The following is a 13,321-nucleotide window of genomic DNA, read 5'->3' as shown; positions in this document are numbered from 1 at the left end:
CGATGAGGACGAGGATGAAGTGCGGTGTAGTTTTTTTGATTCTTGCTTTGGTGCTGAGCTGTATACCGGTATATGATGCGAGTGCAGCAAGTACCCCCATTGCAAAACGAGTAGGAAATGCAAATCCGCTTATAGACCATCACTTGGGGGCGGATCCGTTTGCGCTCACCTATAACGGAAGAGTGTACATTTATATGTCGAGTGATGACTATGAATATCACAGCAACGGAACGATTAAGGACAATTCTTTTGCAAATTTGAATAGGGTCTTTGTCATCTCTTCGGCGGATATGGTGAACTGGACAGATCACGGAGCGATTCCAGTAGCTGGCGCAAATGGGGCCAACGGCGGGAGAGGGATTGCCAAATGGGCAGGTGCTTCCTGGGCGCCATCAGCAGCGGTGAAAAAGATCAATGGAAAGGATAAGTTTTTCCTTTATTTCGCAAACAGTGGCGGAGGGATCGGAGTCCTTACAGCAGACAGTCCAATCGGTCCATGGACAGATCCAATCGGAAAAGCGCTCGTCACGCCAAGTACGCCAGGCATGTCCGGTGTTGTATGGCTTTTTGATCCCGCTGTATTTGTAGATGATGATGGTACAGGTTATCTATATGCCGGCGGAGGCGTTCCAGGCGGGTCAAATCCAACGCAGGGACAATGGGCCAATCCTAAAACAGCAAGAGTTCTGAAACTAGGGCCAGATATGACAAGTGTTGCCAGCAGTGCATCAACTATTGATGCCCCTTTTATGTTTGAAGACTCGGGGATGCATAAGTATAACGGAACCTATTACTATTCGTATTGCATCAATTTTGGCGGCTCCCACCCAGCAGATAAACCACCTGGTGAGATTGGCTATATGACGAGCTCAAGTCCTATGGGCCCCTTTACGTATAAAGGACACTTCCTGAAAAATCCGGGTGCGTTTTTCGGCGGCGGCGGTAACAACCATCATGCTGTGTTCAATTTTAAAAACGAGTGGTATGTCGTGTATCATACGCAAACTGTCAGCTCAGCATTATATGGAGCCGGCAAAGGCTACCGTTCTCCCCATATTAATAAGCTTGTGCATAATGCAGACGGTTCCCTTCGAGAAGTAGCAGCCAATTATGAAGGGGTGAAACAGTTATCCAATCTGAATCCATATCAACGGGTTGAAGCTGAAACATTCGCTTGGAATGGACGTATTTTGACAGAAGCTTCCTCAGCACCCGGAGGACCGGTCAATAACCAACATGTCACAAACATTCAAAACGGAGATTGGGTGGCTGTCAGTCACGTAGATTTCGGATCAAGCGGTGCTAGAACCTTTAAAGCCAATGTCGCATCCACTACAGGTGGAAAAATAGAAGTGCGCCTTGGCAGTGCAAACGGCAAGCTTGTTGGAACACTAAATGTTCCTTCCACAGGCGGAACGCAAAACTGGCGAGAAATAGAAACTGCGGTAAACGGAGCAACAGGCGTGCACAACGTATTTTTTGTCTTTACCGGAACAAGCTCTGGAAACCAATTTCAATTTGATTCCTGGCAGTTTACTCAAAGATAGCAAAAGAAAGACAAAAACAGATGCTGCTATTTCTATAAATGCTTGATGGAGGAGTGGGGAAACTTGATGTCAATTGTAAAAAAACCAATTTGTACTTTATTGGTCTGCTTTACGATGCTTTCAGTCATGTTCATTGGACCAGGAGTGGCTGAGGTTTCAGCAGCAAGTGATGCAAATATTAATATCAATGCGGAAAGACAAGTGATTCGCGGCTTTGGCGGAATGAACCACCCGGCTTGGATTGGTGATTTGACAGCGCCTCAAAGGGAGACCGCCTTTGGCAATGGACAGAATCAATTAGGTTTTTCTATTCTTAGAATTTATGTAGACGAGAACAGAAATAATTGGCACAGAGAAGTCACCACAGCCAAAAGGGCGATAGAGCATGGAGCTTTGGTGATTGCTTCGCCTTGGAATCCTCCAAGCAATATGGTCGAGACCTTTAACCGTAATGGTACGTCTGCAAAACGGCTTAGATACAATCAATACGCAGCATATGCTCAGCATCTCAATGACTTTGTAACGTACATGAAGAATAATGGAGTAAATCTTTATGCCATTTCTGTGCAAAACGAGCCCGATTATGCACACGAATGGACATGGTGGACCCCGCAGGAAATCCTGCGTTTCATGAGAGAAAATGCCGGCTCCATTAATGCCCGCGTCATTGCGCCAGAATCCTTTCAATACCTCAAAAATATATCAGATCCCATTTTAAACGATCCGCAGGCGCTTAGAAATATGGACATTCTCGGTGCACATCTTTACGGAACCCAAATCAGCCAGCTTCCATATCCTCTTTTCAAACAAAAAGGAGGAGGAAAGGAGCTATGGATGACAGAAGTATACTACCCGAATAGTGACAACAATTCAGCGGATCGCTGGCCTGAGGCATTAGGCGTTTCAGAGCATATTCACCATTCAATGGTAGAAGGAGATTTCCAGGCGTATGTTTGGTGGTACATCCGCAGATCATATGGTCCTATGAAGGAAGATGGAATGATCAGCAAACGCGGATACAACATGGCGCATTTCTCCAAATTCGTGCGTCCTGGCTATGTAAGGATTGATGCAACGAAAAATCCTGAACCGAATGTTTTCGTATCAGCCTATAAAGGTGACAATAAAGTCGTCATTGTGGCGATTAATAAAAACAACGCAGGAGTCAATCAACACTTTGTGCTGCAAAATGGATCTGCTTCGCAAGCGTCAAGATGGATTACGAGTAGTAACAGCAACCTTCAGCCTGGAACAGATTTAAATATATCAGGCAATCAATTTTGGGCCCATCTCCCGGCTCAAAGTGTGACAACATTTGTTGTGAAACGCTAAAGTCATCCGAATTGCAAAAAGCCAATTTTCTCACTCAAAAAAGAAAATTGGCTTTTTTCTGTGGTCAAACGGTGTTGATTTTTTCACTATGAATAAACATTGGGTATAATAATGACAATGACTTCATAGGAGTGATCAATGTATGTTACAGCTTCACAGCAAGGTATTAATTATAGATGACGAAAAAGAAATATTAGAACTGATCAACACCGTATTAACAAGAGAAGGTATTGATCGCGTGATCACTGCTTCGACTGCCCGTGATGGATTGGCAAAATTTCAGCAAGAACATCCCGATTTGGTCATACTAGATATCATGCTGCCAGACGGTGAAGGCTATGATATTTGCAAACAAATAAGAGAAATCTCCCATGTTCCGATTATCTTTTTGTCGGCAAAGGGTGAGGAAACAGACAAAATTGTAGGACTTGCGATCGGCGGGGATGACTACATTACGAAACCCTTCAGCCCTAAGGAAGTCGCCTATCGGGTCAAAGCGCAGCTGAGAAGATCATCTTACTTACAGCCTTCTCAAACCGATACTGTGATCAAAAAAGGACCCTTTGAATTAAACGAGCAGCAAGCAGAGCTCACCAAAAATGGAGCGGCAATTGAGCTAACACCGAAAGAGCTTATGCTCATGACCTATTTCTTACAGCACCCAAATCGCGTTATCAGTAAAGAAACACTTTATCAAACCGTATGGGGAGAAGACTTCTTCGGTTCTGACAATACGGTGATGGTTCATATACGTAGACTTCGGGAGAAAATAGAAGCCTCCCCGTCAACACCGGAGTTTCTCGTCACTGTTAAAGGGCTGGGCTATAAATTTGTTGTAAAGGATGCGTAAGGATGAATTGGCGATTAACAGGCAGATATATGGTCTCTGTCATTATCGTGACCATTATCACTGTCTTTATCAACTTATTTGGATTCATGATATGGCTTGTACTGCAAGCAAGCAGCCAGCATAGCGAAGAAAATACGCCCGAAACCTTCACAAGATCATTTGAGCAATATATCACCTTTTCCGATCAAGGAATCACCGTAAAAAAAGAAGGGCAGCAGGCTTTAAAACAGCAAAATGCGTGGGTTCAAATATTGGACGAAAATGGACAAGATGTGTATCATATCCGAGCACCTAAAGGATTAAAGGACAAATATACACCTTTAGAAATCGTGAACTTACATAAATATAAGGATAAGCAATTATTATCGACCATTTATGCCGGTGGAAAGAAAGTAAAGGGTAAGGAATACAGCTACTTTATCGGATTTAAGAATCCTTCACTCGGAAAATATCTATTCTCGTTCGACACGAAGGATTTAGTGACGAGATTCAATATCGGGACGATCATTTTATTATCAATAGATGCCATCATTGCGCTAATCATTGGCTATCTATTCAGCCGGCAGCTCACAAAACCGCTCGGCCGTGTCATTCATGGAATCCAGCGGTTAGCAAACGGCGATTACACGACAAACCTGCCAACTAAGGGGATGTATAAAGATGTCTACTATAATGTCAATCACTTATCAGAACAACTAGCTTCAAGCAAAAAAGAAAAAGACAAATTAGAGCAAATGCGGGAAGAATGGATCAGTCATATTTCTCATGACATTAAAACACCATTAGCTTCTATTCAAGGCTATGCTGAAATCATCAAAGATCCAAACTATCCTCTTTCAGGTCATGAAATCAGACATTACGCCCGCATCATTGAAAATAAATCACTGTATATCAAAGATGTCATGGAGGATCTAAATTTAACGTCAAGGCTGAAAAATAACGACGTGATGCTGAATAAAGAGCTAGTGAACATTGTATCCCTGCTTAGGGAAACGTTAATTGATATTTTAAACGATTCTAGGTATGCGGATCAGTTGATTGAGCTTCAAACGAATGTAGAAAAACTGATGCTGAACCTTGATGCGATATTGATTAGAAGAGCGGTCACGAATCTCATTTTAAATGCCCTCGTTCACAATGATCATGATGTGCAGATCGTTGTACAGATCGAACAAAAAGAACAAACCCATGTGACCATTAAAGACAACGGCAAAGGAATAGAAGAAGAGGAGCTAGAAAAGGTGTTTGACCGCTATTACAGAGGAACAAATACAGGAGTAACACATGCAGGCTCTGGTCTTGGGATGGCCATAGCAAAAGATATTATCCAAAAGCACGGCGGGGATATCACCATAAGCAGCACTTTAGGGAAAGGAACAACAATCGACATACAATTACCTTCATAAATGGCAATAAAAAACGGTTCTGACCAATAACAGAACCGTTTTTTCCACTTATTATTCTGAAAACACTTTGATTCCTTTGACAATGTTCCAGATGAAGAAATAGATCGCCACAAGGAATGTCACAGCATACGTCGCAAGCACGAAAGGCCCAGCATGTCTGATATCGTTCATGCCAAGTAAACCTGAACCGATGATGCCAATACCAAAAATCAAATAAGGAATCAGATGCGTCCACAACGATTTTTTCGCATGATATTTCACATCTTCCTGACCTAAGAAATAGACAATAATCGGAAACAGAAACGGTGCAAAAAATATACTGAAGTAACATAATGAAGACAAAATTTTATTTTCTCTCAAACCTTTTCACCTCTATGATTTATTTAAGGGAGAATCTTTTGACTCAGCCCTTCACTGAAGTACAAACCTATTGTACAACCTCAACCTTAACCTGTATTAATCCCAACCTTACAGCAACCTTAAAAATGGCTAAAAATCTAATGATTATATTCTTGACCTTGAAGTATAGTTCAACCTTTATAATGGACATAGCAACAGGTGACTAACCTATTCATGAAAAATACGAACATAGGAGAAAGAAGATGCTGATGACAAGAGGAGAACTTTCAAAAAGAACTGGAATAAGCGCTGCTGCCATTCGGTACTATGAAGAAAACGACATTTCACCTGTCCCAATACGCCATTCTAACGGTTATCGATTATATACAGAAGATGTCCTTTTAAAAATTGAATTCATAAAAGGGGCTAAATCGTTAGGTTATTCGTTAAAGGAAATCAAAGGAATCATGGGAATGCTAAGTGATGAGGTGAATCCAGTAACGTTAAGAGAGATCGTCCATCATAAACTTGAAGAGATTGAAGAGAAAATCAAAAGCTTACGTTTCATGCAAGACCTTTTATCTAACCTATTAAAGACTTCTGACAAAGACATACATGAATATCTTGAATTATTTCATGTGACAAAACAGGATGTTAAAGGAGCGGAAAGAAAATGAGTGTAGACATTTATCAAGGCGAACGTTCTAAAGAAAGTATTCAATTTGAAAAATGGTTATTTTCTCAAAGTAATAAAGAGAGTTTTTCTAGTATCGAAAACACCAAAATCTTTCTTGATCAAAAAAAAATCGAAAATACGCAGCCATATGTGATTGGGGATGATGTTCACTTTATTAGTGAGGTAAAGGAGCGAACATTCGAGGGCATGCAAGTCTTTACACTAAATGATCAATCGTCTCCTAAACAAAAAGTGATTTTATATGTACATGGGGGAGCATGGACAAATCAGCCTTTGAATTTGCACTGGTGGTTCATGGACAAAATGGCTCAATCCCTTCATGCGAAGGTGGTGGCACCTATTTACCCTAAAGTACCCCATTATAACTACAAAGATACGTACCCGAAAATCCTAAACCTTTACAAAGAAATGCTTGAAACGGTTGAAAGCCCTAATCAATTAACGATTATGGGAGATTCAGCTGGCGGAAACATTGCTCTTGGTCTGGCGCACCTCTTAAAGATGGAACAACTCGCGCAACCGAAAGATATCATCTTACTGTCTGCATGTGTTGATATGAGTTTGAGCAATCCACTAATCCCTGAATATGCTGAAAAAGATCCTATGCTGGCTCGTGAAGGAATGGAAGTCATTTCAAGCATATGGGCTGCTGATAAACACCTAACTGACCCATTGATCAGCCCAATTTACGGTGATTTTAAAGGGCTTGGGAAGATCACTCATTTTATTGGCACACATGAAGCTTTATATCCAGATGCGATAAAACTTGATGAAACACTAACCGAACAAGGAATTGCGATCAACACTTACGTTTATCCGGAAATGCTTCATGTGTTTGTTGTCATGCCAATCCCTGAAGCAACAGATGCTCAGGAGAAAATCATTCAGGTTATGAATAGCTAAGGATTGTTTTTGAGTGATGAATTGTCTTTTCCCAATCAAAATAAATGTATATCCAATGTCAATAATTTACCCTTAAATTTCTATTTTTGTTTACAAAATACACATTCACTATTAAGATGATGAATATTAGTTTCTTCAATGAAGTTGAACTGTAACCACTCAAATGACTGTTAAAGGAGAGTGACGTTATTAGTGTTTTCTTTCTTCAACCCATGGCTCTCATCTTATTTACGTTGCCATTATTGTATTTGGCTTGGGGGATTATTGGCTACTTAATCTTTAAGAAAGTTTATGTAGTTCTAATTATCACATTTTTATCCTCAACCATCTTCATATTTGCCTATACTGGGTTCGACATATCAAATATGTATTGGGTAGGGATTGTGACTTTTTTATGCATGTGTACGTCTGTCATAACAAAAATGATACGAGATATGTCAAAACGTTATAAATAAGCATAATCAAGAAGCTTATGTCCTCAAACATAAGCTTTATTTTTGTCTGAAATCGTAGGATGGGTTGCTCTTAATCTATACTCTACCCTTATTCACGTTCCCATATAATGAATGAGGACAAGGATGATATAAGTCGATGGAATATAGAAAAGCAGGCATATTCAAAGAACAGGGATGTAATGGTGATGGAAAAAATACTACTTAATGAAGCAGGTCCCAAAACGAGACCTGCTTTTCACTTATTCATTAATACAACAAGACGTTTTAACAACCGCAGACTTTAAAGCAACTGTTCAGACTCCCGTTTCAGGTAACTTAAGTTCTACACGTTTAGCAGACTCTTTATCACCAGTCATATAAGCAATAACAGAGCGAGCCTGCTCATAACCAGTGGCTAATAACATGTTGGTGCTCTTCCATTCTTTTAATAAGATGTGCAGCTGCAGCAATACCAACTGGGCCTCCGCCGATAATAACTACTGGTAAGTTCTCTTTCATTTTATGTAGCTCCTTATAAATCAATTTTTTTGATGAATAAATCATAAAATAAATAAAAAAAATCAATGTATTTATAAAAGAATTTACATAAACAATTGATTATATAATTAAATGATTATATAATCTTGGAGAAGTTAAGATTTCGTTCTTACATAAAGGAGGTTATTTAAAATTGAAAATGATCATCATTGGTTCTGTTGCAGCAGGTACCTCAGCTGCAGCTAAAGCACGTAGAAATAATGAAGAGATAGATATTACAGTTTATAATGCTGACTATGACATATCTTACTCTATTTGTGGTATCCCTTACTTTTTAGGGGGTGAAGTAGAGAACTTAAGTTCCTTAACACCAAGAAGTGCCTCATGGTTTAAAGATCGCTATAACGTTGATATTTTCACTCGTCATGAGGTTACTCAGGTCAATCCCGCTCAAAAAAATATAGCTGTTAAGGATCTTGAAACTGGAAAAACAAAAATTGACACCTATGATGTTTTAGTTTTGGCAACTGGCGCTTCTCCGGCTACACCAAATATTTCTGGCGTCAGCAAAGAGCATGTATTCCAAGTAAGAACCATACAAAATACATTTAAAATCGATCAATATATGAAAGAAGAAAATCCCCAAAAAGCAACGATCATCGGCGCAGGATATATCGGTCTTGAAATAGCCGAACAGCTGATTCATAAAGGCCTGGAAGTAACGATGATTCAACGCAGCAATCAAGTGTTGCCGAACTTGGATAAAGATATGGCATTCAGGGTTGAAGAAGAACTGCGAAGACATGGGGTTCAATTATTATTAAATGAAGAAGCAACATTAATAGAAGACAGGTCAGTAACGACAAAGTCCGGTCGGTCGATTCAATCAGATATTGTGATTTTAGCAGCTGGCGTTCGCCCAAATACAACTTTAGCTGAAGATGCAGGCATCACACTAGGTTCAACAGGAGCTATAGCTGTCAATGCCAAAATGCAGACAAATTTTCATGATATATATGCAGTTGGTGATGTGGCCGAGAGTGTTTCAGTCATTACAGGGAAACCTTTATACAGACCGTTGGGATCGACAGCAAATAAAATGGGACGTATTGCAGGCGATGTCATTACCGGTGGCGATTTGGCCCACCGCGGTATTTTAGGCACAGGCATTTTAAGAGTGTTTAATTTAGCTGTTGGCCAAACTGGTCTTACCGAAAAAGAGGCGCAAGAACACGGCTATCATGTTGACATTTTATACAACATTAAACCTGCAAAGGCAGAATATTTAGGTGGAAAAGAATTAGTGATTAAGGCTGTTGCCGATAGAAAATCAGGACGTATTCTAGGTGTACAAATTGTCGGAGAAGAAGGTGTCGATAAGCGCATTGATGTTTTTGCTACGGCCATCACATTTAAAGCCAAGGCTGAAGATTTATTCCATTTGGATTTAGCTTATGCTCCGCCGTTTAGTACAACGAAAGACCCTGTAATGTATACCGGTATGGCCCTTCATAACTCTATTCAAAATAAAAATCGATTAATCACACCAAGGGAATTAATTGAAAGAATGGAAAACGAGGAAGAATTACAAATCATTGATACCAGGGTTGAAAAGCAATTTAAAGTATCACACGTACCTGGCGCTTTAAATATTCCTTTGTCAGAACTTAGAGAAAGTGCTAAGAATCTTCATCCTGATCTCCCAACCATAACCTATTGCAATAGTGGGGTAACAGGAAATGCAGCACAAAATATTTTGATCAATATGGGAATAAAAGAAGTTTACAACCTTTCCGGTGGGAATAAACATTTTCAAAGTTATTTAAAGAATTAGCAAAAAAATTTGTGTATCTATATATCACATGCATTTATATAAAAACACACTTATATACTGTGTTAAAGGGAGGGATTCAAATTTGACTACAGGAATGAAATTAGAGAGCACTAACATGTTGAACTGCTTAAAAATACTCAGTGATCAAACAAGACTGATGATGATGAAGCTGTTTTTAGATAAAGAGTATTGTGTATGTCAATTGGTAGATATGTTTGAAATGAGTCAGCCATCAATCAGCCAGCATTTACGAAAATTGAAAAACGCAGGCTTTGTAAAAGAGGATAGGAGAGGCCAATGGCGATTTTATTCGATCAACAGATCATGTCCTGAATTTGAGGTGATCCAGCATATTTTAGATCACATCGATGAGGAAGATAAACTTTTAAAAAGCATCAAACAACGAGAAACTAAAGCTTCTTGTTAGTAGGAGGGAGATTCAATTGATTTCAGCTGTTTTAGCTTGCGTCATTTTTTTCATCACATTAGTGCTGGTCATATGGCAGCCCAAGAATTTATCTATTGGCTGGTCAGCCTGTGGAGGGGCCGTTTTAGCCTTAATTGCAGGAGTCGTGAATGTTCAGGATGTCATGACCGTTACAGGAATTGTCTGGAATGCTACCCTGGCTTTTGTAGCGATCATCATCATTTCTCTTATCCTTGATAAGATCGGATTTTTTGAGTGGGCAGCTCTTCATATGGCAAAGGCTGCTAATGGTAACGGTATTCGTATGTTTATTTATGTATCAATATTAGGAGCTGTTGTTGCTGCTTTTTTTGCTAATGATGGGGCAGCTTTGATTTTAACACCGATTGTCCTTGCAATGGTGCGGGCTTTAAATTTTGAAGAAAAACTGGTTTTCCCTTTTATTATAGCTAGTGGATTTATTGCTGATACCACATCATTGCCGTTGGTTGTCAGTAACTTGGTAAACATCGTATCAGCAGATTTCTTTAACATCGGTTTTATTGAGTATGCATCTAGAATGATTGTTCCTAACATGTTCTCACTAGCTGCCAGTATCATTGTTCTTTATCTTTTCTTTAGAAAAAGCATTCCTCGACACTATGATATGACAGATGTCAAACCCCCTGCTGAAGCAATAAAGGATCACAAAATGTTTCGAATGTCTTGGATCGTATTAGGAGTACTATTAGTTGGTTATTTTATTAGTGAGATTTTCTCAATACCTGTCTCTATCATAGCGGGTGTCATAGCAATCTTCTTTCTCATGATGGCTCAAAAGAGCTCAGCTGTTCAGACAAAGCAGGTGCTTAATGGTGCTCCGTGGGCAATTGTGTTCTTTTCCATCGGAATGTACGTTGTCGTATATGGATTAAGGAATGCCGGATTAACGGATGTCCTGTCAAATGTCATTCAAGCTGTAGCAGACCAAGGCCTGTTTACCGGGATCATAGGAATGGGATTTATTGCTGCCGTTCTATCCTCGGTCATGAACAATATGCCGACAGTTATGATTGATGCACTAGCCATTTCAGGAACTGATACTCAAGGAATCATGAGAGAAGCTCTGATCTATGCGAATGTGATCGGCTCTGACTTGGGCCCGAAAATAACGCCTATTGGATCACTTGCAACTCTATTATGGCTGCATGTTCTTTCACAAAAGGGTGTGAAGATTTCTTGGGGAACATATTTTAAAACGGGTATTATATTGACGGTTCCAACCCTTTTTATTACCCTTGCTGGTCTTTATATTTGGCTACTGATTATTCATTAAGTTTGTGTAAAGGAGAAGATCAACATGTCAAAGAAATCAATTTACTTTTTATGCACCGGCAATTCTTGTCGCAGTCAAATGGCTGAGGGATGGGCTAAGAAACAGCTTGGAGATGAGTGGAACGTATATAGTGCTGGGATTGAGGCGCATGGATTAAACCCGAATGCTGTAAAAGCAATGAACGAAATTGGGATTGATATTTCTCATCAAACGTCTGACCTGATTGATCAGAAGATATTACATCAAGCTGACTTAGTTGTGACACTTTGCGGTGATGCAGCTGATAAATGCCCTATGACACCCCCTCATGTCAAACGTGTACATTGGGGCTTTGATGATCCAGCAAAAGCAGAAGGGACAGATGAAGAGAAGTGGGCATTTTTCCAAAGAGTACGAAATGAAATTGGAGAACGATTGAAACAGTTTGCTGAAACTGGAAAATAACATCTTTCATATGTGAAGGGAGAAGTAAAATGAAAGAACCATCGTTCAGCACACATAAAGAGAGAACCTCCATCCGAACTTTATTCGAAATATTCATGGTTTCAACAAAACTTGGGCTCACCTCATTTGGTGGCCCAATTGCTCACTTAGGATATTTCCACGAAGAATATGTACGAAGAAGAAAATGGTTGGATGAAAAAAGTTACGCAGATTTAGTGGCCTTATGTCAATTCCTCCCTGGTCCAGCAAGCAGTCAAGTGGGGATTGGCATAGGAGTCATACATAGTGGGGTATTAGGAGGCATTGTGTCTTTTCTCGGATTTACTCTTCCGTCTGTTATCGCACTTATTACGCTCGCATTGCTGATGAAAGGAATGAATATTGAAACAGCTGGATGGATACACGGGCTTAAACTAGTTGCTGTAGCAATTGTTGCTCACGCTATTGTAGGGATGTCTCAAAATGTAACCCCTGACTTAAAACGAAAAGCTATCGCTTTAATGGCATTAGTCGTTACGTTATTATGGCAAACCACCTATACACAAATAGGGATCATACTAGTATCTGCTTTTATGGGCTATCTTATTTATCAAAAACATCGTGATCATCATCAATCCAATACCCATTTTCCCATATCACGTAGGTTTGCCATGATGTGTCTATCTTTATTTTTTGTCTTACTCATTCTTTTACCAATTTTAAGAGAAGTGACATCGATTCAGTGGATTGCGATGTTCGATCATTTTTACCGTTCTGGTTCACTTGTTTTTGGTGGCGGCCATGTTGTTTTGCCCTTGCTTGAACGTGAATTTGTTCCAAGTGGATGGGTGAGCCAAGAAGCCTTTCTTGCTGGATATGGCGCCACACAAGCAGTTCCAGGCCCATTGTTTACGTTTGCTGCATATCTAGGAACTGTTATGTACGGTTGGGTAGGGGGGATATTAGCAACCATTTTTATATTTTTGCCTGCTTTTCTTTTAATTTTAGGTACACTACCATTTTGGAACCATTTACGCCGTCATCCAAAAGTAAAAGGAGCTATGATGGGCGTAAATGCAGCAGTAGTGGGCATCTTGATTTCTGCATTTTATCAGCCTATTTGGACAAGCGCCATTTTAAAGCCGATTGACTTTGCATTTGTGTCTATTTTATTCAGCATGTTAGCTTTTTGGAAGTTACCGCCTTGGTTCATTGTAGTAGTTGGTGCAGTTGGTGGTCGATTGTTAGCTTTTCTGTCATAAAACTTAGTTTGATAATGAATACAATACTTCGGAACGAAAAATGGATTCACCTTG

13 protein-coding genes are annotated in these 13,321 nt (G+C 39.8%); 12 read left to right on the top strand and 1 reads right to left on the bottom strand.

Features of this window, described 5'->3' with window-relative positions; translation table 11 throughout:
• Window positions 1-2 precede the first annotated feature (2 nt).
• From ACYH0L_RS08925 to ACYH0L_RS08910, 4 genes are all read left to right on the top strand, one after another.
• Window positions 3-1,547 carry a glycoside hydrolase family 43 protein gene (locus tag ACYH0L_RS08925; protein ID WP_371930231.1) on the top strand — a complete coding sequence of 515 codons (1,545 nt, stop codon included), beginning with the start codon at window positions 3-5 and terminating at the stop codon, window positions 1,545-1,547.
• 66 nt (window positions 1,548-1,613) lie between these two features.
• Window positions 1,614-2,879, top strand: a complete 1,266-nt coding sequence (gene xynC, locus ACYH0L_RS08920) for a glucuronoarabinoxylan endo-1,4-beta-xylanase XynC (protein WP_371930238.1) — start codon at window positions 1,614-1,616, stop codon at window positions 2,877-2,879.
• Window positions 2,880-3,021: 142 nt separating this feature from the next.
• Entirely contained in the window at window positions 3,022-3,729 is a 708-nt protein-coding gene (locus ACYH0L_RS08915) for a response regulator transcription factor (RefSeq protein ID WP_099728381.1), read from the top strand.
• A 2-nt stretch (window positions 3,730-3,731) separates the two neighbouring features.
• Window positions 3,732-5,135, top strand: coding sequence for a sensor histidine kinase (locus ACYH0L_RS08910; RefSeq protein ID WP_256499625.1), 1,404 nt, complete (start codon window positions 3,732-3,734; stop codon window positions 5,133-5,135).
• A 51-nt stretch (window positions 5,136-5,186) separates the two neighbouring features.
• Here the strand turns inward: ACYH0L_RS08910 and ACYH0L_RS08905 are convergent, their stop codons facing one another.
• Entirely contained in the window at window positions 5,187-5,495 is a 309-nt protein-coding gene (locus ACYH0L_RS08905) for a magnetosome magnetite crystal formation protein family (RefSeq protein ID WP_099728379.1), read from the bottom strand.
• A 242-nt stretch (window positions 5,496-5,737) separates the two neighbouring features.
• Between ACYH0L_RS08905 and ACYH0L_RS08900 the strand changes: the two genes are divergently transcribed.
• The 8 genes from ACYH0L_RS08900 to ACYH0L_RS08865 all read left to right on the top strand — a co-directional run bounded on the left by ACYH0L_RS08900 (window position 5,738) and on the right by ACYH0L_RS08865 (window position 13,267).
• Window positions 5,738-6,151, top strand: coding sequence for a MerR family transcriptional regulator (locus tag ACYH0L_RS08900; protein WP_482354467.1), 414 nt, complete (start codon window positions 5,738-5,740; stop codon window positions 6,149-6,151).
• Window positions 6,148-7,074: an alpha/beta hydrolase fold domain-containing protein gene (locus ACYH0L_RS08895; protein WP_482354466.1), complete on the top strand. Its 927-nt coding sequence runs from the start codon at window positions 6,148-6,150 to the stop codon at window positions 7,072-7,074. Before ACYH0L_RS08900 ends, ACYH0L_RS08895 begins: the two co-directional genes overlap by 4 nt.
• Before the next feature lie 212 nt (window positions 7,075-7,286).
• On the top strand, window positions 7,287-7,529 hold the full coding sequence (locus ACYH0L_RS08890; RefSeq protein ID WP_230030535.1) for a DUF2651 family protein: 243 nt from the start codon (window positions 7,287-7,289) through the stop codon (window positions 7,527-7,529).
• A 670-nt stretch (window positions 7,530-8,199) separates the two neighbouring features.
• Entirely contained in the window at window positions 8,200-9,840 is a 1,641-nt protein-coding gene (locus ACYH0L_RS08885; RefSeq protein WP_256499622.1) for an FAD-dependent oxidoreductase, read from the top strand.
• Window positions 9,841-9,934: 94 nt separating this feature from the next.
• Window positions 9,935-10,267, top strand: a complete 333-nt coding sequence (locus ACYH0L_RS08880) for an ArsR/SmtB family transcription factor (protein ID WP_099728397.1) — start codon at window positions 9,935-9,937, stop codon at window positions 10,265-10,267.
• 16 nt (window positions 10,268-10,283) lie between these two features.
• Window positions 10,284-11,582 carry an arsenic transporter gene (locus tag ACYH0L_RS08875; protein WP_099728374.1) on the top strand — a complete coding sequence of 433 codons (1,299 nt, stop codon included), beginning with the start codon at window positions 10,284-10,286 and terminating at the stop codon, window positions 11,580-11,582.
• A 24-nt stretch (window positions 11,583-11,606) separates the two neighbouring features.
• The gene (arsC, locus tag ACYH0L_RS08870; RefSeq protein WP_482354465.1) at window positions 11,607-12,026 is read left to right on the top strand and encodes an arsenate reductase (thioredoxin); all 420 of its coding nucleotides are present in this window, start codon (window positions 11,607-11,609) and stop codon (window positions 12,024-12,026) included.
• A 29-nt stretch (window positions 12,027-12,055) separates the two neighbouring features.
• A complete protein-coding gene (locus ACYH0L_RS08865; RefSeq protein ID WP_482354464.1) occupies window positions 12,056-13,267 on the top strand; it encodes a chromate transporter in 1,212 nt (403 codons plus the stop codon).
• The last annotated feature ends 54 nt before the right edge of the window (window positions 13,268-13,321 follow it).

The organism is Bacillus sp. MC1252, from assembly GCF_056838025.1.
Note: the sequence above shows the minus strand (reverse complement) of the source record. Positions and strands in the feature narration are given on the sequence as shown.